Below are 19,945 nucleotides of genomic sequence, written 5' to 3' on the forward strand. Positions count from 1 at the left end.
GAACGCCTGTACGAGGCGCCGGTGTGCGACGGAGTCGACCGGCTGCCTGTGGTGGTCCTCGGTGAGACGCCGATGGGCGCGTGCGACCTGCTGCCTGGTGTTCACGACGCTGAGGTGCAGGATCTCGGCGATCCGGTCGTACGGGTAGCCGAACCCCTCCCTCAGGACGTACGCGGCACGTTGCCTCGCAGTCAGGGTCTCCATCAGCAGGAGAACCGCTCGCTCGACGGCGTCCTGGCGCTCGGCCACCTCTTCGGGGCCCGCGTAAGGGTCCATCCGGTCCGGGAGCGAAGGGCTAGCACAGGACTCCCGGCGCTTCCAGGCGGACTGGACCACGTTGATGGCCAGCCGGACCGTGGTCTTCCTGAGCAGTGCCGACGGGTTGGAGACAGCCGTGCGGTCGGCGCCCTGCCACCGCAGCCACGTCTCCTGGATGACGTCCTCGGCCTCGTGCGCGTTCCCGACGATCTGCCTGGCGAGAGTGAGCAGTCCGGGCCTGGCCTGCACGAACACCCAGGTCGCCGCGTCCAGCGTGATGACGGACGCGCCCGCCGTCTCGTGGCTCGGCACGGTTTCGGTCAGATGCGTTTCCATGTCCGGCTCCTCCGCTTCCATGGGGCAGCAGCTCGACGGGCGGCCGGCACCAATGTCGCGCCCGAGGGCAGCCCCGCGCGCCCTTGGAAGGCCGTAGGGCACTGCGTGGTCGTCCGTGGGAGGTCCGTGGCCGACGCGTCCGGATCGTCGTCGCGGGCAGTGCTCGATCCCTCACGGTCGCTCGAAGTCGGAAGTTCTCCGCTTTCGCAGCCGTTTACGATGGATCCGGCTCGCCTCGGCCGCCCCACGGCCGCAGTGATCCAACGCACCGGCCGACGCCCCGCCGGGAGGATCTTGAGGTGGGAGGCTGCCATGACGAGCCGTGGTTCCGGAGTGGGTCTCCTGGACAGACGGAACGAGCGTCGGGCCCTCGACGACCTGCTGGCGGGCGCAAGGGACGGGCGCAGCGGCGTCCTGGTCCTGCGCGGTGAGGCGGGGATCGGGAAGTCCGAGCTGCTGAAGTACCTGCTGGGGCGGGCCACCGGATTCCGTACCGTCAGCGCAGTCGGCGTCCAGTCCGAGATGGAGCTCTCCTACGCCGGCCTGCACCAGCTCTGCGCGCCACTGCTGTCGGGACTCGACAACCTCCCGGAGCCTCAACGCGACGCGCTGCGCACGGCGTTCGGACTGCACGGCGGGGCCGCGCCCGACCGGTTCCTGGTCGGCCTGGCCACGCTGAGCCTCCTCTCGGACGCCGGCGGGGGCGAGCCGCTGGTCTGCGTCATCGACGACGCGCAGTGGCTGGACCGGGTCTCCGCGCAGACCCTGGAGTTCGTCGCCCGCAGGCTGCTCGCGGAATCGGTCGTGCTCGTCGTCGCCGTGCGTGAGCCGACCACCGGTGAGATGTTCACCGGGCTCCCCGAACTGCCCGTGACCGGGCTGTTCGAGGACGACTCCCGAAAACTTCTCGCCTCGGTCGTCACCGCCCCGCTCGACCGCAGGGTGCGTGACCGCATCGTCGCGGAGACCCGCGGCAACCCACTTGCCCTGCTCGAACTGCCGCACACACTCACCGTGTTGGACCCGGCCGGCGGCTTCGGGCATCCCAGCGCGGGGCCTGTGGCGAACCGGCTGGAGCAGGACTTCCTCCGCCGCGTCCAGGCTCTGCCGGCCGAGACGCAACGCCTGCTGTGCATCGCCGCCGCCGAGCCGGTCGGCGACGCGACACTGCTCAGGCGGGCGGCCGAGCGGCTGGGAATCGTCGTGGACACGGCCGCGACGGACGCCGAGGCGTCGGGATTGATCACCTTCGGCGCCTGGGCACGCTTCCGTCACCCACTGGTGCGTTCTGCGGCCTATCGCGCGGGGGGCCCGGACGCCCTGCGCGAGGTGCACAGAGCCCTGGCCGACGTGACCGACGCCGGGCTCGACCCGGACCGTCGGGCGTGGCATCTGGCGCGTGCGACGGTGGGACCCGACGAGGCGGTGGCCGCCGAGCTGGAGCGTTCGGCGGAGCGGGCGCAGGCACGGGGCGGAGTGGCCGCGGCGGCGGCCTTCCTCGACCGGTCCGCCCAGCTGACGCCCGACCCCACGCGCCGTGGAACCAGGGCACTGGCGGCGGCACACGCCAAATACCAGGCCGGCGCCTTCGACGCCGCGCGGGAACTGGCGGGCGCGGCCGAACTGGGCCCCCTCGACGCCCTCGGAGCCGCTCGGTCGACCCTGTTGCGCGGTCGGATCATGACCGCCTCCAACAGCGCCGGCGCCGGCCTGCCGCTGCTGCTCGAAGCGGCCAGACGCCTGGAGCCGCTCGACGCCGGACTCGCCCGTGAGACGTACCGGGACGCGATCTACGCGGCCCTCACCGCAGGCCGCCTGCCGCACGGTGAGGGGATCCTCGAGGTGGCCCGGGCCATTCTCGCGACGCCCACGCCCGCCGAACCGACACGCGACGATCTCCTTCTGGACGGCCAGGCGCTGCTGACCACGCAGGGCTACGCCGCGGGCGCTCCGATGCTGCTGAGGGCGCTGGCCGCGTTCCGCGTCGGCGGGATCTCGCCGAAGGAGGGGCTCGGCTGGCTCCCGCTCGCCTGCCGCCTGGCCCACAGCACCTGGGACTTCGAGAGCTGGTCCGTGCTCTCGGAGCGGCTGGTCGACCTCGCACGCGAGACGGGAGCCCTGTCGGTGCTGCCGTCGGCGCTCCTGCTTCGCCTGTCCAACCGGGTCTTCGCGGGCGATCTGGCCGGTGCCGGCTCTCTGGTCGCGGAGGCGACGGCGATCGGTGAGGCGACCGGCAGCAGTTTCTTCGCGCACTACAGTGCGCTGGTCGTCGAGCCCTGGAGGGGCAGGGAGGCCGCGACCCAGCAGGCGATCGACGCGGTCACCCAGGATCTCCTCCTGCGCGGTGAGGGCAAGGTGGAGACCGCCACGCAGTGGGCTGCGGCGGTGCTCTACAACGGCCTCGGCAGGTACGCGCAGGCGTATACGGCCGCTCTGCGGGGCTGCGAGAATCCGCAGGAACTCGGTCTCTCCCTCCAGTCAACGGTCGAGCTGGTCGAGGCGTCCGTACGACTGGGCAGGCCCGCGGACGCGGCCGCGGCGGTGCGCAGAATCAGCGATATGGCGCAGGCCGCCGGTACCGAGTGGGCTCTCGGCACCGTGTCCTGCGTCCGTGCCCTGGTGAGCGAGGGGCAGGCCGCCGATGCCCTGTACCGGGAGGCGATCGAGCGGCTCGGTGGCACGGGGGTGCGGATGGACCTCGCCCGGACCCACCTGCTGTACGGGGAATGGCTGCGCCGTGAGAACCGCCGAGCCGACGCCCGTGCTCAACTGGGCATCGCGCACGACATGCTGAGCCACATCGGAGCCGGGGCATTCGCCGAACGCGCGCGCCGCGAACTCCAGGCGACGGGGGCGAGGGTCCGCAATCACTCCGCCGCGACGGAGGTGGTCCTCACACCCCAGGAGGAGCAGATTGCCCGCCTGGTCCGGGACGGTCTCACGAATCCCGAGATCGGCGCCCAGTTGTTCATCAGCCCCCACACCGTGGAATGGCATCTGCGCAAGGTGTTCTCGAAACTCGGCATCACCTCCCGCAAGGAGATCCGCAGCATACGCCTCGCAGGCGAGGCGGCATCGGCTTAGGCGTGATCGTCGGTGCGTCCCTTGTGCAGCGCCTGGTATTCCTGCGCGGTCGGCTTGGCGATCTGCGTACCTTCTCCGTAAAGGGTCTCGCTGATCCGGGAACGCAGTTGCTGGGACGGGCGGTCGCCGGGGCCGATCGGCTTGTACTGCTTGTGCTGGGTGAGGGTGTGGAGTTGTTCCTGGCTCAGCGGCTCGTGCACCTCGACGAATTCGCCGTTGGGCATGCGCTTGATGATGCCGGTCTCGCGTCCGTGCAGTACTTTGTCGCGGTCGCTGCGCTGGAGGCCGAGGGCCATGCGTTTGGCCACAGCGTAAGCCGCGACAGGGACGACGAAGAGGCCGATTCGGACCGCCCACGTCACCGATTCGACCGGGACGTGGAAACGGACGGCGATGATGTCGTTCGCGGCGCCGATCAAGGACACCAGGTAGAAACTGAGCCATGCGACGCCGAGTGCCGTTCGCACGGGACGGTTCCGTGGCCGGTCCAGAAGGTTCTGCTCGCGTGTGTCACCGGTCGCCCAGGATTCGATGAACGGATATGCGCCCAGGGCGAGGAAGAGACCGACACCCACGGTCAACGGAATGAGGTTGTCGAGTGCCAGAGTGTGACCCCAGAAGTCGACTTCCCAGCCCGGCATCACCCTGAGCAGTCCGTCCGCCACGCCCATGTACCAGTCGGGCTGCGAGCCGGCCGAAACCTGGTCGGCACGGTAAGGCCCGTACTGCCAGACGGGGTTGATCTGTGCGACCGCGGCCATGACGAGGATGGCACCGCTCACCAGCAGGAAATACCCGGAGGACTTGACCACGCGTACCTTGGTCGGCACGCCCACGACATTGTTGTTGGTGCGTCCCCGGCCCGGGTACTGGGTGTGCCCGTGGTAGAGGATGAGGGCCAGATGAGCGGTCAGCAGTCCCACCATGAGGCCGGGGATGACCAGCACGTGGATGGTGTTGAAGCGCGCTATCAGGTCGTCGCCGGGGAACTCGCCTCCGAAAAGGAACATCGACAAGTAGGTTCCGACGATGGGAATGGACAGGATCGTTCCGTTCACCACGGCGAGGCCGGTCCCGGACAGCAGGTCGTCCGGCAGGTCGTATCCCGTCAGCCCGGCGAACATGGCCAGGATCAGCAGCAGAAAGCCGATCAGCCAGGTGAGTTCGCGCGGCCTGCGGAAGGCGCCCGTGAAGAACACCCGCAACATGTGGGCGAGTACGGCGGCGACGAAGACCAGCGCCGCCCAGTGATGGGCCTGCCGGATCAGCAGACCGCCGCGGACGTCGAAAGAGATGTGCATGGTCGAGTCGAAGGCCTCCGACACCATCTGGCCGCGTAGCGGTGCGTAACTTCCGTTGTACTGCACCTCCTTCATCGACGGATGGAAGTAGAAGGTCAGATACACACCCGTGACGACGAGAACGACGAAGCTGTAGAGACAGATCTCCCCGAGCACGAAGGACCAGTGGTCCGGAAACACTCGCCGTGCTTTACCTCTGACCAGCCGGCGGACGCCCAAGCGTCCCTCGGCCCAGTCGGCCACCCTTTCGCCCGTGTTCATTTCACTGCCACCCGGGTCTCGATCACTCGCATCGCTCGGCGTTCGCTTTCCGTCGTTCCGCCCCAGATGCCGTCCACCCGTCCCACCCGCACGGCCCAGTCGAGGCACTGCTCCGCCACGGGACATCGGCCGCAGACGGCCTTCGCCTCGTCGATCTGCCGAAGGGTGGGACCGCTGCTGGATACGGGGAAGAAAAGATCGGGATCTACGCGCAGGCAGGCTGCCCGTTCACGCCAATGCACGGCATGGTCACCTCGTTCGGCAGTCAAGGGAAAAGAAGTGTGTAGCTGTCCTGTAAGACCGGACAGCCGCCGCATGTGTGACACGGCCGCGACGAGCCCGTGTCACACGATCCGGGAGTTCCCGGTCTTACGGGTTGAGCCGACGCCCCCTGCCACGTGCGGGCAGCGCAAGCGAGAGCGAGGTATGCCCTATGGATCAGAGCGATGCGGTGCCGATCGGTGAGCTGTGGGAGGAGCGCCGGTTCCTGCTCGATGTCGCCCACTGGATGCTGGGCGACCCGGGCGCGGCGGAAAGCGTCGTGGACGAGACGTATCACCGGTGGTACGAGCTGTCCGACGCGGCACGTCGACAGGTCACCGTCCCCCGGTCCTGGCTGGCGAAGACCGTGGGCGGGATCTGCCTGGACCGCCTCGCACGGCCCGGCCGGGACACGGCCGGCCACGGGGGAGGGCACGGGGCACGCCTCTCGGAGGTGGAGGAGGAGGCCGGCCGGGTCGTGCTGAACGCGCTGGCGTCGCTGTCGACCGCCGAGCGCGCGGCGTTCGTGTTCCGTGCCTTCGGGATGGCGCCGGGCACGGTCGTCGACATCGTGGGCCGTACGGAGCCGGAACTCTCCGAACTCGCCGAACGGGCCAGGCAGTGGCTGCGGGCACGACGCACCCGCTCCACGACACCGCGGCAGCACGACGCCGTCGCCCGCGCCGTGTGCCGGGCATGCGTCACCGAGGACGGCGAGCTGCTCACGTCGTTGTTGTGCCCGGACGCGACGGCGTTCTTCGACGGTGGCGGCAAGGTACGGGCGTTGACCGGGCCGGTTCACGGCTGTCGGCCGGTCGCCGACAGCCTCTTGACACTCCTGGCCCGAAGCCCGCACACCATCCTGACCGCCCATTCCGTCAACGGCCGGACCGGCCTCGTCGCTCGCTACGGCCGCCAGGTCGCCGCTGTCATCAGCCTCGACGTCTCCGACGACCGTGTCGCCCAGGTCTGGGTCATGCTCAACCCCGACAAACTGCGGTCCTGGAACCACCGTCCTACGTGAGATCAGGGGTGGCTGCGAAGCGGGAACGCGATGCGACGAAGGCGGCGATCTTGCTCGGCGCGAACACCCACAGCACCTGGTGAATGCCGTGCTTGGAGGCGGCCGCAGTCATGAAGGCGACCGTCCGGCCGTCGCGGTGGACCAGGACTCCCGTGGCGCCGTTGGCATCGACCAGCTCGGGCACCGCCTCCTGCCACAACTGCCGATACGTCGAGAGTCTGGCCACCCGGGCGCGGCCCCGCACAGGCACCCGGGCACAGCCCCGCATGCCGTTGCCGTCGGAGAGGCTGACGACATCGGGCGCGAGCAGGGCTTCCAGTGACGCCACGTCTCCCGTTCTGGCCGCTGAGACGAAGGTGTCCAGGAGGCGTCGGTGCTCAGCCGCGTCCACGGTCTCCCGGCGCTCGTCCAGCAGGTGCCGGCGAGCACGGCTGACGATCTTCCGCACATTGACGAGGCTGAGTTCGAGCATGTCGGCGATCTCGGCGTAGGCGTAGTCGAACGCCTCGCGCAGTACATAGGCGGCGCGCTCGACGGGAGTCAGTTTCTCCAGCACCAGCAGCAGCGCCAGCTCCACCGCCTCCGCGTGCTCGGCACCGACCGCGGGATCCGCACTGGTGTCGACGGGTTCCGGCAGCCACGGTCCGACGTACGTCTCTCTACGCACGCGTGCCGACTGCGCGACGTTGATGGCCAGGCGGGTTGTGGCGCTCGACAGGAAAGCCGCAGGACTCAGCACCACCGAGCGGTCCGTCTTCTGCCAGCGCAGCCATACCTCCTGGACCACGTCCTCGGCCTCGACGGCGCTGCCGAGTATGCGGTAGGCGATCCCGAAGAGCCGCCTGCGGTGGTGCACGAAGACGGCGACAGCGTCCTCGAGGTCGTCAGGTGTGCTGAGGGACGGTTCGACGTACATGATCCACTGGCCTCCGTTGCTCCGGTTCATCCGCTGCATGGACCGCGATCGACGGGCGCTTGTGACAGAAAGGGACGATGCTTTTCGACGTGCCTGCCAAATCCCACTGTTCGAGACACTGAGATGCCCTGTCTGACACTGAAAGCACTGCCTATGATGTCGACAGGGGTTGAGGAGAGGAGTACTCATGGTCTCCGCGGGCCGTACGGCAGACAGCATCGAGGTCACCGCCGAGGGGCTTCAGGAGGAACTGGCCCGGCTGCAGTTCCAGAAGCAGGCGCTGGAAAGGGAGTTGGCGGCGGTCGTGGCCCATCTCGGCTCGGTACAGCGGGCCCTTGGCGCTCTCGAGAGCGCGCTGGTCACTCCGGCCGCCGCTCCTCAGGCGGAGGAGCAGTACGGAAGGCTCACCGAGCAGATCATGGCGTACTTCGCCCAGGTCGGTGACGCCGAGGTACGAGCCCGTGAGGTCGCGGCGGCGCTCGGCCGTGACGCCGACAGTGGAAGCATCAACGCGGTCCGCAGCACACTCGATCGCCTTGTCGCCGCCTCCCGCATCCAGCGCGCCGGCAGGGGCCTGTACCGCACGGGCCCCTCCTAGAACACGGCGGTCACCGCGACGATCCAAGGATCACCACGACGCACGCGATCATCGCCAGCGTGATCAGCGCCATCCCGGTGAGTGTTCCCCGCAGCCATTGCCTGATCCTGACGTGGTGTTGCGCTTCCATCGCGTCGACGCGGTCGGTGATGTGGTCGGTCACCATGCGGGCGACGTGCTTCTGCTCTTCCACGTACCACTGCTCGATGTCCCGCTTCTGCTCGGGAGTGAGTCCCACCACGCGCGCGGTGAAAGCCGCCACACGGCGGTGCGTCGCTCCCATGTGGGCCTCCCGGTACAGGAAGTCCTCGATGTCGGGCAGGCCGCGGGCGGCCTCCTCACGCGCGGTCATGCCGTACCCCCTAGGGAAACGAGAACCCCACATGCTCATGCTGTGCTGCCTTCCTTCGCGCGGCCGGCACTCGGGTCCTGCGTCCGCTCACCCGCCACGAACGCGTCCCGCGGGTGCTGGACGGAGGCGAGGGACACGAGATCCCGGCCTGTCAGGGCCGCGGTCAGCCAGACCGCCAGAACGCGGATCTTCCGTTCCCAGCTGGGCACCGCGAGCACGTGGTAGCCCCGGTGCATCAGCCACGCCGGGAACCCCTTGATGACGATGCCCTTGTACTGGAAGATGCCCCGCCCCAGCCCCAGCGTCGCCACCACGCCCAGGCTGTCGTGGCGGTAGTTCCGCACTCGCCGCCCGCGCAGGTCGGCCACGAGGTTCCTGGCGAGACGTCTGCCCTGTCGCACGGCGTGCTGGGCGTTCGGCACCGTGCGCGCCCCCGGCACCGGCGAGGCCAGGTCGGGGATGGACGCGTCGTCGCCGGCGGCCCACACGTCCGGTACGGGTCGGGCCTCGGTGCCCACGCGCAGATCGGCGCGGGCCAGCAGCAGGCCGCGTGCGTCGAGCGGCAGGTCCGAGTGGTTGTGCACGACCGGGTTGGCGGCGTTGCCGGCGGCCCAGACGATCAGCTCGCCGTCGTACTCCGTTCCGTCGGAGAGGACGACGTGGCCGTCTTCGGCGGACAGCAGCTGCGTGTTCAGATGGACCTGCGCGCCGCGGCGTTCCAGGTGGCGCACCACCCAGGCACCCGGCTTGTCGCTCACCTCGGGCAGGATGCGGCCCCGGGCCTCCACCAGGTGGAAGGAGAGGTCGTCGGTGCCCAGTTCCGGATACGACCTGAGCATCGCGGCCGCCAGCGACAGCAGTTCACCGAAGCCCTCGACGCCGGAGAACCCGCCTCCCACGAACGTGACGGTGAGCAGCTTTCGCCGCTCGGGGCCGGGCGGCAGCGACGCGGCCTGGTCGAACGCGGTCATCAGCCGGTCACGTATCGCCACGGCCTCCTCCACGTGCTTGAGACCGATGGCCTGCTGTGCGAGCCCGGGAATGGGGAACGTACGGGTCACCGCGCCGGCGGTGACCACGAGGATGTCGTAGCGCAGCTCGTAGGTGTCCCCGCGTACCGGGCGGACGGTCACTGTACGGTCCGCGTTGCTGATCCCCGTCACGGTGCCCGAGATCAACCGGGTGTCGTGCAGGTGCCGCCGCAGTGACACGACGGCGTGTCGTGCCTCCACCGAACCGGCCGCCACCTCGGGCAGGAAGGGCTGATAGGTCATGTACGGGCGCGGGTCGACGACCGTGACCCGAGCCTCGCCCGGTCGCAGCTTCTTCTGCAGGCCCCAGGCGGTGTAGAAGCCCGCGTAGCCGCCGCCGACGATCAGAATCTCTCGCATGACTGCCTCTGCTTGTTGTCCGTCACCATGTAGACCGCGCAGGCCCGGCCGGTGTGACATCCATCGGCGACTCAGACTGTGCCGGTGGGGGCACCTGCTCGGCGTTCTCGCCGGTGTCCGTCTCACCCGCGGCCACGGCGTTCACCGCTCGGTGGATCTCGACGGTGAGCGTGTGGACGAGTTCCGTGAGTTGCGTGTTGTGTCGCAGTTCGAGCTCCTGCGCCTCGTAGTCGTGGTCGGCCTTCTTGCGGGTGAACTCGGCCTGTCGGTTCTGGCCGATCATCACGAACGTGGACAGGAAGATGGCTTCGAGCGACACGATCAGCGTGAGCGTCGGCCACGGGCTCTTCTCCGCCCAGACCATCCACACCGCGAACACGACCACGTGGATGTAGACGAACCACATCGATCCGGCGAACCGGGTGATCCAGTCGGCGATCCGCAACTGGACGTCCTCAGCGCGCTCCTTCTGCACCTCGAGGTAGGCAGGGTGCCGGCTCAGGCGGCCCCTATCGAAGCGACTCACCTGGACCGCTCAGGAGTTGGTGGACGGCTCCGTCCATGTCCAGGTGACGATCCTCGCTGCCCGTGGGCACCACCGCGAGGGTTCGTCGAAGGAAGGCACCCAGGGTCTGTGCCGGGGCGGTCACGACGACCGCCTCCTGCTTCGGACACGGGCACAGCGCGATGTGCACCTTGTCCGCCGCCGGGTCCCGGCAGGGCCAGACCTGGACGTCGCCGACGCCGGTGAGCTTCTCCAGCCCGTCCAGGAGGAGTTCGCGACCGACCACCCAGCGCACGGTCGTGTCGGTGCACATGTGGAACGTCAGGGAAACCGCGTAGGGATCGGCGCTGTCGTAGGACAGGTCCAGCAGCACGGGCCGGTCCACTCCTTCGGCGACGACCAGGCGGACCAGCATCCGGTACGCCACCTGCGTACAGCTGTCGGGTTCTCTCATCACATCACCGCTCGGTAGATCTGTGGGATCAAGGGAGGTTCCGAGGGCACACGGTGTGATGTGTCTTGCGACACTCGTGTGATTCTTGGACATGACGATTCTGCGACGCCCCCGTGGGTTCGCACCATCAGTCAAATGACCCGCAAGTCGCCGCGCAGTCACGTGACTGATGTTTGTCCTCGCGGGCCGTTGCACGGTGAGCCCAAGCCTTCCCGCCGTGCAGGGGGAGGACAGCGCCAACGTACGGAGTACCCATGTCACTCGGCTCGCGCGTCGAACGGTTGCCCCATACTCCTGCCGCGGACGCCGGTCAGCTCCCTGAGATGGTGGGGCGTGCGCGGCAACTCCGGGAGATCACGGCGCTGCTCGGGCAGGGCTCGGTCGCCGGCCGTGCACTGTTGCTCTCCGGGGAGCCGGGGGTGGGCAAGAGCGTGCTGCTCGGGGAGGTCGCCCGGGTCATGGCCGGGGCGGGTGCCCGGGTGCTGTCGGCCGTCGGCGTCCGGTCCGAGGCCGAGCTCGCCTACGCCGGACTCCACCAGTTGCTGTTGCCGCTGAACGACCGGATCGAGCGCTTGGAAGATGCTCATCGGAGGGTTCTGCGCGGTGCGCTGGGCTGGGGCGATCCGGTGCCCGACGGTCGTCACGTCGCCGACTCGGTCATCTTCCTGCTGCGCCAACTGGCCACCGAGCGGCCTGTGTTCATCGTCGTTGATGACCTCGGCTGTTTCGACCGGGCCAGTTCGGCGGTGCTGGGCTTCGTTGCCCGACGGTCGGTGGGCAGCCGTATCGGATTCCTCGCCGCCTGCAGATCGGGAGTCGAGACCTGCTCCGACCGAGCCGGGCTCACCGAGTACGAGCTGCCGCCGCTGGATCGCGACGCGGCCGAGGAGCTGCTCGGAGTCCGCTTTCCGGGGCTGGCCGGACCGGCGCGGGACCACGTCCTGGCGCAGGCGCAGGGCAACCCGCTGGCGCTCGTGGAGCTGCCCGCCGCGCAACGCGACGCGTCGGCCGATCTGCACGACGTACTGCCCCTCTCGCTGCAACTTCGCAACCGCCACGCTTCGCGCGTGGCCCGCCTTCCGGCCGAGTCGCGCCGGCTCCTCCTGCTGCTCGCCCTCGACGGCACCGGAGATCCGGGCGTCCTGCGTGCCGCATCGGGCGACCCGAAGGCCCTTACGGCGCTGTCAGCGGCGGAATCGGACCGTCTGATCACCTTCGACGACACGAACCGACGGTTCGTCTTCCGGCATCCGCTGATGAGGGTCGCGGTCGTAGGGACCAGCACCCTGACCGAGCGCTGCCAAGCCCATCGCACGCTGGCCGAGATCCGCGCGGAGGCACCCGAGCGGCGGGCCTGGCACCTGGGCCGGGCAACCCTCGTTCCCGACGAGCGGGTCGCCGCCCTGCTGGAGGAGGCCGGGCAGCGCGCCGGTCGGCGAGGTGACGCCACGGCAGCGGTCGCCACCTTCACCAGGGCCGCCGAACTGAGTCCCCGCCCCGCGGACCGCGCACGCCGGCTGACGTGGGCCGCCTATCTGGGGGCCGACGGGACCGGTGAGCTGCGCGCGGCGTCGGAGCTCCACGTCCGCGCCCGGTGCGCGGACCCGGACCTCACCGGCTCTCCGTTGACCGCCGCGACGGCGGCTCTCCTCCTGCTCAACGGCGGTGACGGCGACATCGACATGGCTCACCGTCTCCTGGTGGAGGCCATCGAAACGGGCAGTCACGGATACGACGCAGAGGACGACGCCCTCATCGAGACACTGCACGTCCTGCGACTGGTGTGCTGGTCCGGTGGTCGCGACGCACTGTGGGCACCCTTCCACGCGGCCATCGACCGCCTGAAGCCGACTGCTCCGCCGCTGCTCCGCGCCCGCCCCGACCGGCTCACGGAGCCACGGGACGTCTCCTGGCGTGCGGTCCGTCGGGGACGCGGGGGAGGCCACGTGCGCCGGCACATCGACGCGCTCATGCACCTGTGCCTGCAGGATTTCCCGGCCGGCCGGTGGGAGGAGACCGAAACCCTGGCCGCCGAGGGCCTGAGGATCTGCGCAGGGCGCCAATACCCGTTCTTCTCCTGGTATTTCGAATACCACCAGGCACTGCTGGCCGCCGTCCACGGGCGCTTCGAAGAGAGTCGAAGTACGGCCGACCGGATTGCGCAGTGGGCCATGCCCCATGGAGTGCTGGCCGCGGCGGCCTTCGCCGACCATGCGCGGGTCCTCGCCGGACTCGGTGCCGGCGACTACGAGTGCGCGTTCCGCCATGCCGTCGCGATCAGTCCCGCGGGCCGGCTCGCTCCGAACATGTTGTGGACCTGCATGGACCTCGTGGAAGCGGCGGTGCACACCCGGCGTACCGCTGAAGCAGAGGCACACGTGCGTGCGCTGCGGGAGGCCGGTGTCGCGGCTCTCTCTCCGCGACTGGCGCTGCTGGTGGCGGGCTCGGCCGCGCTGGTCGCACCGGATGACGGCGCGGTCGGCAGCTTCGAACAGGCGCTGGCCGTCCCGGGAGCGCAGGACTGGCCTTTCGATCTGGCGCGGATCCGGCTGGCCTACGGGGAGCGTCTGCGGCGCATGCGCTTCGTCACCGAGGCCCGAGTTCAACTGGACGAGGCGGCCGAGGTGTTCGAGAGCCTGGGCGCCCGGCCGTGGGCCGACCGGGCCACGGGTGAACTCCGCGCCACGCGGCGGTCCCGGACCGGAGCGAAGCACGGATCCGTGATCCTCACCGCACAAGAACGGGAGATCGCCGCACTCGCCGCTTCCGGAATGACCAACAAGCAGATCGGCGAACGTCTCCACCTCTCGCCCCGAACCGTGGGTTCGCACCTCTACCAGCTGTTCCCGAAACTCGGAATCGCCTCACGCGCGGCACTCAGGGACGCGCTCACGTCCCTTCCCGCGCGGCGAGAGCCGCGCCGAGGGTGACACGCGAGGTGATTCCGAGCTTCGGGTAGATCCGGTGCAGGTGGGCGGCGACGGTCCGGTGGGAGAGGAACAGCCGTTCGCCGATCTGTTTGTTGGTCAGTCCCGATGCGGCGAGGCTGGCGATCGCGTGTTCCTGCTCCGTGAGCGTGCCGACCTCCAGGTCCTGGTGGGCTCCCCAGGTGGCGGTACGGCCGGTGGCTCGCAGTTCCTCGGCCGCCCGCGCGGCCCAGGGGGCGGCCCCGAGACGGTGGAAGGTCTTGAGGGCGGCGGCGAGGTGCGTCCGGGCCTCCGGGACGGCCCGTGCGCGACGCAGGTGCTGCCCGTAGGCCAGGCGGACCCGGGCGAGGTCGAAGGGCCAGCGTTCGGTGCCGGGCACGGCGAGCGCCTCCTCGAAGGCGTCGGCGGCCCGGTCCTGGGGGGCGGCGAGCGCGGCCGAGCCGGCGGTGATGAGTGCCAGCCGGCCGGAGATGCCGGGCAGGCCCGTCTGTCGCATCACGGCGACATGGGCGAGTGCCTCGGTTCGCCGCCCGCTGCGCACGGCGGCTTCCACGAGGTCCATGGGGACCCACAGAGCCAGCGGGGCATGGGCGGCCAACACACCTGCAGGGCTGATCGCCGACGCGTCGACGTACGCCTGTTCGTGGTCACCGCGTCCCAGGGCGGCCAGGGCCGACATGTGCCGCGCGAAGTGCTCGACGGTCCGGGCGCCGCGGGGCACCGCCCACTCCGTGATCCCCTGTGCCAGCCCTCGCACCGTGCCGTCGTCTCCCCGCGCCGCGGCCAGCAGACCCTGGGCCCTTCGAAACTGCTGGGCCAGCGTCTGATAGCCGTGGGTCTTGCACAGCGCAAGCCCTTCCGTGGCGAGACGGCCGCACTCGTCCCAGCGACCCGTCATGAAGTCGTCCAGGCACAGCACCACCAGCGCGATGAGCGCCGAGGTGACCGCGCCGCCTTCGCGCCCGTCCTCGACGACGGGCCAGAGCGCCGCACGGCACCCTGTCGCCCGGTCCACGAACAGCGCCGCCATCGCGACCCGCTCGATCCGGCTCGGGTCCGTCTCCCGGTGCAGGTCGTGGATCACCGCGTCGAGCAGGGCGAGGGCTGTCGCGGAGGAGCGTGCCGGATCGCCGTAGACATCGCCGAGCAGTTCCTGGAGGGGAGGCATCGGCACGGTCAGCTGAGCCATGGCGGCCTGGTACGCGTTCCAGAACTCGGGTCTGCCCGCGCACAGACACACCCTGCGCAGGGTGCACAGCGCCTCGAAGAGCGCCTCGTCGTCGCCGTCGGACCTGCCGTCGCGGGTCGTGATCGCACCGACCAGCAGCCGGTGCGCGGTGTTCACATCGCCGTCGCGGTTGAGCAGTACCTGGGAGGCCGCGGCCGCCGCCCGCAGTGATCCCCTGAGTTCCGGGTCGGCACGTCGGGCCTCCACGAGCAGCTCGGCCGCGGTGCGCAACTCGCCGGTGACGTCCGCGCCCACGAAGGCGGCTTCGGCGAGCCTTCTGCCGCGGTCCGCGGGGCCGGGAGTGAGGTCGGCGGACCGTACCAGCGCGTTGAAGGCGCCGACGGCGTCGCCGCGTCGGCGGGCCTGGTGCGCGGTGTCCTCCAGGAGGGCGGCGACGTGCTCGTCAGGATCGAGTGTGGCCTCGGCCAGGTGCCAGGCCCGGCGATCGGGCTGACCGGCCAGCGCTTTGGCCAGAGCGTGGTGGGCGTCCAGACGCTGACCGCTGGTCGAGCCGGACACGACGGTCGCGCGGATCAGCGGATGGTGGAAGGACAACCGCCCCAGTCCTCGGTGCTCGATCCGCAGCAGCTGCGCCCGCTCCGCGGGAGCGAGCAGGGCCAGTACGTCCTCGCTCGGGACGGCGGCCCGCAGGACCGACAGGTCGCCGCCGCCCTCCAGCGCGGCCAGGAGCAGCAGCCGGCGGGTGGGAGCCGGCATCGCCGCGACCCGGGAGCCGTACAGGTCCTGCAGCCGACGGCTGAGCGGGAGCACCTCGGTCAGCAGCACTCCCGCGCTGCCTCGGGAGTCGCCGAGCGCGACCGGCAGTTCCAGCAGTGCCAGCGGGTTGCCCCGGGCCTGCGCGAGGACCCGCCGCAGCGCCTGCCCGGCGAGCAGCGGGAAGCGGGTGCCGACCAGGCCGGCTGCCGCCCTGTCGTCCAGTGGGGACACGGTGAGCTCGGGAAGCCCCGCGCGCTCGAAGAAGCTCTCGAACCCGGGCCGCGAGGCGGCGAGAAGGCCCACTCGGCTCCCGGTCAGCCGCCGGGCGACGAAGGCGAGCGCCGCGGCGCTCGCCCGGTCGACCCATTGCAGATCGTCGACGACCAGCAGAAGGGGACGACTGCTCGCCGCCCGGCGGAGCAGCGCCAGTACGGCCCCGTAGAGGACCAGCCGATCCACCGGGGCACCGTCACCCGCGCCCAGTGCCACGGTCAGGGCCTCGCGGTGCACCGGGTCGAGCCCGTCGTACTCGTGCAGCAACGGTTCGAGTACGTGGTTCAGTCCGGCGAAGCTCAGATCCGCGAGGAACTCGACCCCGTCGGAGCGCAGGACCAGCGCGCCGGCCGCGGTCGCCGCACTCGCTGCGGCATCCAGCAGCACGGACTTGCCGACACCCGGCTCCCCGGACAGCACCAGCACCCCACCGCGTCCGAGCACCTGGTCGACGTACGACCGAAGCAGCTCCAGCTCCCGGTCGCGTCCTACCAGCCCCTCGGTCGTGCCGTGCGGCATCGACCTGTCACCGGCCACGGTGGCCCCCTTCGAGAACTGATGCGGCGGACTCCTCGCCCCGGGCAGTGGCTCAGTCGGCGGAAGGCCGTGGGGCGCGCAGGTGGGCCCGCTTCGCCAGCTCTTCCTCTTCGACCAGCGTGAGCATCGGCCGGCCGGGCGCGCACAGCATGATGACGACGTACTTGGCCGGCGTGTCCGAAGAGGCGTTGCCGTTCTGGTAGTGGATCACGTCACCGCCCGGCTCCCAGAACGTCTCACCGGCCTTGATGACCCGCTCGGGTTCGCCTTCGAGTTCCCACCGGACGGCGCCTTCGGTGACGTAGCCGAAACACGGCCCCGAGTGCCGGTGCGGCGGCGTCCCGGGGTGTCCCGGAGGCCACTCGACCACCACGGTCATCGCCGAAGCGCCCTCCGGCACGAAGGGCGGCTTGACGTCCGCCAGCATCCTGGGCCCGGTCCCGTCCGTTCCACCCATCGATTCCTTGTCCAACACGTGTCACACCTCCGGTCGATCCGACTTGGTCCGCTTAACAGACAACGCACGGCCGGGATGTGTGACACAGCGAGCGACAAAGGCGGGACGCAGTCGAATGACTCATGCAACTCGCCGCCGGATTGCGGAAGCTGAGCCGGAGGTCGCGAGCCACCCCTGCGACACACGGAATCACAACGTTAGGAACCACACCATGTCTCACGGTCCCTTCAGCCCGCGGCGGTTCGACGGCGTGGGCGGTGTCGCATGAACGAACAGAACAGCTGTCTGACCGTCGGCGTCGATCTCGGCGGCACGAAGATCGCCGCCGGGACGGTCGACCCCGGCGGGGGAGTCGTCTCCCGGGTGCGCGTCCCCACCCCACGCGACCCGGACCTGATCGCCGGGGCGGTCGCCGAGGCGGTCCAGCAGGTCCGCAAGGGCTGGGACGACGTCCGGGCGGTCGGCGTCGGAGCCGCCGGATACGTGGACGCGGACCGCTCGACGGTGCGCTTCGCGCCCAACCTGGGCTGGCACGACAAGGAGATCCGGGACATCGTCCAGGAGGCCACCGGGCTTCCGGTAGTTGTCGAGAACGACGCGAACGCCGCCGCGTGGGGCGAGTTCATCCACGGAGCCGGTGCCGGACACGACGACATGCTGATGGTCGTGGCGGGCACCGGCCTGGGCGGCGGCATCATCAGCAGGGGCCGGCTCTTCCGTGGTCGCTTCGGCATGGCGGGCGAGATCGGCCACTACCGGGCGGTTCCCGACGGGCTCGGCTGCCCCTGCGGGCAGTACGGCTGCATGGAGCAGTACGCCAGCGGAGCGGCTCACACCCGCCGCGCCCGCGAGATGGCGGCGGCCGATCCGGCGCGGGCCGCGGCGGTGCTCGCGCTGGGCGACGGCACCCCCGACGGCCTTGACGGGCACCACCTGACCGAGGCCGCCCTCGACGGGGACCCGTTCTCCCTCGATGTGTTCGCGCAGTCGGGCCGCTGGCTGGGCCAGGCCCTCGCCGACCTCGCCTCCATCCTCGACCCGTCCGTCCTCGTCATCGGCGGCGGACTCGGCGACACCGGCGAGCTGATCAGGCGTCCGGCCGAGGTCTCCTACCGCCGGGCCCTCGGCGGCGGCGAGCACCGCGTCTACGCCGACGTCCGCACCGCCACCGTCGGATCGGACGCCGGCATCGTCGGCGCGGCGAACCTCGCCCGCCTCCACGAACTTCTCTCGGCCCCGGCGGCCGGCGTCTGAGCGGTGGTGGCGCGCTCACCGAAGGGCACGACAACCGGTGCCGCCCGGTCATCAGCGCAGTCGTCCACCCGATCCACGTGCTCTCCATCCTGTGAAGGAGTCCTTGTCCATGACCACGAACGCCTCTTCCGCGGGCCGGGCCCACTCAGGGCCTGCTGTCCGCCCGACCAACCTGCGGCGCGTCACCTCCATCTCGGCGGCCGCGTCGATCGGCGGCTTCCTGTTCGGCTATGACAGCGCCGTCATCAACGGAGCCGTCACCGGAATCCAGCACCGATTCGATGTCACCTCCAGCCAGACGGGCACCATCGTCGCCTCCGCCCTGCTCGGGTCCGCCTTCGGAGCGGCCGTCGCCGGGCGTCTCGCCGACCGTGTCGGCCGTCGACGTGTGATGCACCTCGCCGCGGTTCTCTTCGCGATCAGCGCGCTCGGCTCGTCCATGCCCTTCTCCGTCTGGGACCTGGGCGCCTGGCGCGTCGTCGGCGGTATGGCGATCGGCCTCGCCTCGCTGATCGGGCCCACGTACATCGCCGAGGTCGCGCCGCCCGACCACCGCGGGCGGCTGGCCTCGTTCCAGCAGGCGGCCATCGTGCTCGGCATCACCGCCTCACAGCTCGTCAACTGGGGCATCGCCCAAGGGGCGGACGGCAGGAGCGAGAACCCGCTGGGTGCCCTGCATGCCTGGCAGTGGATGCTCATGGCCGCCGTCGTACCCGCGCTCGCCTACCTGTTCCTCACGCTGCGCATCCCGGAGTCGCCGCACTTCCTCGTCGCGAGGGGCCGTGAGGTCCAGGCCCTCGCCGTGGTGCGTGACCTGCAGGGCACGTACGCGGGCTCGGAGGAACGGATCGCCGAGATCCAGCACGCTCTCAAGACCGACCACAAGCCGCGGGTACGCGATCTGCTCGACGGCCGCTTCGGGCTGCTGCCGATCGTGTGGGTCGGCATCGGGCTGGCCGTCTTCCAGCAGCTCGTCGGCATCAACGTCATTTTCTACTACTCGTCGCTGCTGTGGCAGTCGGTGGGCATCGACCAGGCCGACTCCCTTCTGATCAGCCTGTCCACGTCGATCGTCAACATCGTCGGAACCGTCGTGGCGATGCTGCTGATCGACCGGGTCGGACGCAAGCCGCTCGCGCTGACCGGTTCGGCCGGCATGGCCGTGTCGCTCGCCCTCGCGTCCTGGGCGTTCTCGTACAAGACGGGCAGCGGCGGCAGTCTGTCCATCCCCGACGCGCAGGGCACCGTGGCGCTGGTCGCCGCCCACGCCTTCGTGTTCTTCTTCGCGGTCTCCTGGGGTGTGGTGCTCTGGGTGATGGTCGGCGAGATGTTCCCCCTGCGGATCCGCGCCGCCGCGATGTCGGTGGCGACCGCCGCGAACTGGATCGCCAACTGGGCCGTCACCGAGAGCTTCCCCCGCATGTCGGACTGGAACCTGTCGTCCACCTACGCGATCTACGCGGGCTTCGCCGTGCTCTCGTTCGTCTTCGTCGCCGTCCGTGTGCGGGAGACCAACGGCAGGAAGCTGGAGGAGATGGGATGACAGCGCAACGTACCGCCTCCTGCCGAGGCGCCGACATCGAGACCTTCTTTCCCCCTCCGGGCGACCTGGCGGCCGTCCGACGGGCGCTGATGATCTGCGAGGAGTGCCCGGTGCGCATCCCGTGTCGCCGGTACGCGCTCGACCACCGCGAGCGGCACGGGATCTGGGGAGGGCTGACCGAGGAGACCCGAGAAACGCTCATCCGCATCGGGCCGCCGTCCGCCGTACAGACAGGACTTAAGTCGTTCTACCGATGATGTGATCGCCC

The 19,945-nt window shown here is 70.0% G+C and carries 17 protein-coding genes; 7 read left to right on the plus strand and 10 right to left on the minus strand.

Annotated elements, in window-relative coordinates; translation table 11 throughout:
- The coding region (locus tag TN53_RS30600) for a sigma-70 family RNA polymerase sigma factor (protein WP_046261974.1) at positions 1 to 594 on the minus strand (594 nt) is incomplete at its 3' end.
- Positions 595 to 906: 312 nt separating this feature from the next.
- Between TN53_RS30600 and TN53_RS30605 the strand changes: the two genes are divergently transcribed.
- Complete coding sequence (locus TN53_RS30605) at positions 907 to 3,678, plus strand: helix-turn-helix transcriptional regulator (RefSeq protein WP_046261975.1); 2,772 nt, start codon at positions 907 to 909, stop codon at positions 3,676 to 3,678.
- On the opposite strand, the gene TN53_RS30610 is transcribed toward TN53_RS30605, so the two are convergent.
- Positions 3,675 to 5,240, minus strand: coding sequence for a cytochrome b (locus TN53_RS30610; RefSeq protein ID WP_046261976.1), 1,566 nt, complete (start codon positions 5,238 to 5,240; stop codon positions 3,675 to 3,677). The genes TN53_RS30605 and TN53_RS30610 overlap by 4 nt on opposite strands.
- Positions 5,237 to 5,482 (minus strand): WhiB family transcriptional regulator, encoded by a 246-nt coding sequence (locus tag TN53_RS45745; protein WP_046261977.1) that lies wholly within the window; start codon positions 5,480 to 5,482, stop codon positions 5,237 to 5,239. Before TN53_RS45745 ends, TN53_RS30610 begins: the two co-directional genes overlap by 4 nt.
- Positions 5,483 to 5,673: 191 nt before the next feature.
- Between TN53_RS45745 and TN53_RS30620 the strand changes: the two genes are divergently transcribed.
- Positions 5,674 to 6,525, plus strand: coding sequence for a sigma factor (locus tag TN53_RS30620; protein ID WP_046261978.1), 852 nt, complete (start codon positions 5,674 to 5,676; stop codon positions 6,523 to 6,525).
- Here the strand turns inward: TN53_RS30620 and TN53_RS30625 are convergent.
- Entirely contained in the window at positions 6,518 to 7,441 is a 924-nt protein-coding gene (locus TN53_RS30625; protein WP_046262053.1) for a sigma-70 family RNA polymerase sigma factor, read from the minus strand. The genes TN53_RS30620 and TN53_RS30625 overlap by 8 nt on opposite strands.
- Before the next feature lie 187 nt (positions 7,442 to 7,628).
- Between TN53_RS30625 and TN53_RS30630 the strand changes: the two genes are divergently transcribed.
- Complete coding sequence (locus TN53_RS30630) at positions 7,629 to 8,039, plus strand: hypothetical protein (protein ID WP_046261979.1); 411 nt, start codon at positions 7,629 to 7,631, stop codon at positions 8,037 to 8,039.
- Between the two features lie 10 nt (positions 8,040 to 8,049).
- On the opposite strand, the gene TN53_RS30635 is transcribed toward TN53_RS30630, so the two are convergent.
- Genes TN53_RS30635 through TN53_RS30650 form a run of 4 tightly spaced genes read right to left on the minus strand, consistent with a single transcriptional unit; the run spans position 8,050 to position 10,741 of the window.
- On the minus strand, positions 8,050 to 8,391 hold the full coding sequence (locus tag TN53_RS30635) for a hypothetical protein (protein ID WP_046262054.1): 342 nt from the start codon (positions 8,389 to 8,391) through the stop codon (positions 8,050 to 8,052).
- A gap of 35 nt (positions 8,392 to 8,426) precedes the next feature.
- A complete protein-coding gene (locus TN53_RS30640) occupies positions 8,427 to 9,782 on the minus strand; it encodes an NAD(P)/FAD-dependent oxidoreductase (protein WP_046261980.1) in 1,356 nt (451 codons plus the stop codon).
- Between the two features lie 22 nt (positions 9,783 to 9,804).
- Positions 9,805 to 10,257, minus strand: coding sequence for a DUF1003 domain-containing protein (locus TN53_RS30645; protein WP_063776280.1), 453 nt, complete (start codon positions 10,255 to 10,257; stop codon positions 9,805 to 9,807).
- A gap of 34 nt (positions 10,258 to 10,291) precedes the next feature.
- Complete coding sequence (locus TN53_RS30650) at positions 10,292 to 10,741, minus strand: SsgA family sporulation/cell division regulator (protein WP_046261981.1); 450 nt, start codon at positions 10,739 to 10,741, stop codon at positions 10,292 to 10,294.
- 254 nt (positions 10,742 to 10,995) lie between these two features.
- On the opposite strand from TN53_RS30650, the gene TN53_RS30655 reads away from it, so the two are divergent.
- Entirely contained in the window at positions 10,996 to 13,671 is a 2,676-nt protein-coding gene (locus TN53_RS30655) for an ATP-binding protein (RefSeq protein ID WP_095046821.1), read from the plus strand.
- On the opposite strand, the gene TN53_RS30660 is transcribed toward TN53_RS30655, so the two are convergent.
- A complete protein-coding gene (locus tag TN53_RS30660) occupies positions 13,631 to 16,423 on the minus strand; it encodes a LuxR family transcriptional regulator (RefSeq protein ID WP_324609635.1) in 2,793 nt (930 codons plus the stop codon). The two genes, TN53_RS30655 and TN53_RS30660, sit on opposite strands and share 41 nt — an antisense overlap.
- Positions 16,424 to 16,475: 52 nt before the next feature.
- Positions 16,476 to 16,880 (minus strand): cupin domain-containing protein, encoded by a 405-nt coding sequence (locus tag TN53_RS30665; RefSeq protein ID WP_046261983.1) that lies wholly within the window; start codon positions 16,878 to 16,880, stop codon positions 16,476 to 16,478.
- Positions 16,881 to 17,144: 264 nt separating this feature from the next.
- Here TN53_RS30665 and TN53_RS30670 point away from each other — a divergent pair, with 264 nt between their 5' ends.
- From TN53_RS30670 to TN53_RS30680, 3 genes are all read left to right on the plus strand, one after another.
- Positions 17,145 to 18,134, plus strand: a complete 990-nt coding sequence (locus TN53_RS30670) for an ROK family glucokinase (RefSeq protein WP_046261984.1) — start codon at positions 17,145 to 17,147, stop codon at positions 18,132 to 18,134.
- Positions 18,135 to 18,243: 109 nt separating this feature from the next.
- Positions 18,244 to 19,677, plus strand: a complete 1,434-nt coding sequence (locus tag TN53_RS30675) for a sugar porter family MFS transporter (RefSeq protein ID WP_046261985.1) — start codon at positions 18,244 to 18,246, stop codon at positions 19,675 to 19,677.
- The gene (locus TN53_RS30680) at positions 19,674 to 19,934 is read left to right on the plus strand and encodes a WhiB family transcriptional regulator (protein WP_046261986.1); all 261 of its coding nucleotides are present in this window, start codon (positions 19,674 to 19,676) and stop codon (positions 19,932 to 19,934) included. Before TN53_RS30675 ends, TN53_RS30680 begins: the two co-directional genes overlap by 4 nt.
- The last annotated feature ends 11 nt before the right edge of the window (positions 19,935 to 19,945 follow it).

It is taken from the genome of Streptomyces sp. WM6386 (genome assembly GCF_000972385.1).
Lineage (GTDB): Bacteria > Actinomycetota > Actinomycetes > Streptomycetales > Streptomycetaceae > Streptomyces.

What these genes read in the sequence shown, in the direction of transcription:
- TN53_RS30680 (WP_046261986.1), top strand. Translation starts at nt 19,674, where the DNA reads ATGACAGCGCAACGTACCGCCTCCTGCCGAGGCGCCGACATCGAGACC.
- TN53_RS30620 (WP_046261978.1), top strand. Translation starts at nt 5,674, where the DNA reads ATGGATCAGAGCGATGCGGTGCCGATCGGTGAGCTGTGGGAGGAGCGC.
- TN53_RS30640 (WP_046261980.1), bottom strand. Translation starts at nt 9,782, where the DNA reads ATGCGAGAGATTCTGATCGTCGGCGGCGGCTACGCGGGCTTCTACACC.
- TN53_RS30665 (WP_046261983.1), bottom strand. Translation starts at nt 16,880, where the DNA reads ATGGGTGGAACGGACGGGACCGGGCCCAGGATGCTGGCGGACGTCAAG.
- TN53_RS30605 (WP_046261975.1), top strand. Translation starts at nt 907, where the DNA reads ATGACGAGCCGTGGTTCCGGAGTGGGTCTCCTGGACAGACGGAACGAG.
- TN53_RS30675 (WP_046261985.1), top strand. Translation starts at nt 18,244, where the DNA reads ATGACCACGAACGCCTCTTCCGCGGGCCGGGCCCACTCAGGGCCTGCT.
- TN53_RS30670 (WP_046261984.1), top strand. Translation starts at nt 17,145, where the DNA reads ATGAACGAACAGAACAGCTGTCTGACCGTCGGCGTCGATCTCGGCGGC.
- TN53_RS30635 (WP_046262054.1), bottom strand. Translation starts at nt 8,391, where the DNA reads ATGACCGCGCGTGAGGAGGCCGCCCGCGGCCTGCCCGACATCGAGGAC.
- TN53_RS30630 (WP_046261979.1), top strand. Translation starts at nt 7,629, where the DNA reads ATGGTCTCCGCGGGCCGTACGGCAGACAGCATCGAGGTCACCGCCGAG.
- TN53_RS30650 (WP_046261981.1), bottom strand. Translation starts at nt 10,741, where the DNA reads ATGAGAGAACCCGACAGCTGTACGCAGGTGGCGTACCGGATGCTGGTC.
- TN53_RS30655 (WP_095046821.1), top strand. Translation starts at nt 10,996, where the DNA reads ATGTCACTCGGCTCGCGCGTCGAACGGTTGCCCCATACTCCTGCCGCG.
- TN53_RS30610 (WP_046261976.1), bottom strand. Translation starts at nt 5,240, where the DNA reads ATGAACACGGGCGAAAGGGTGGCCGACTGGGCCGAGGGACGCTTGGGC.
- TN53_RS30625 (WP_046262053.1), bottom strand. Translation starts at nt 7,441, where the DNA reads ATGTACGTCGAACCGTCCCTCAGCACACCTGACGACCTCGAGGACGCT.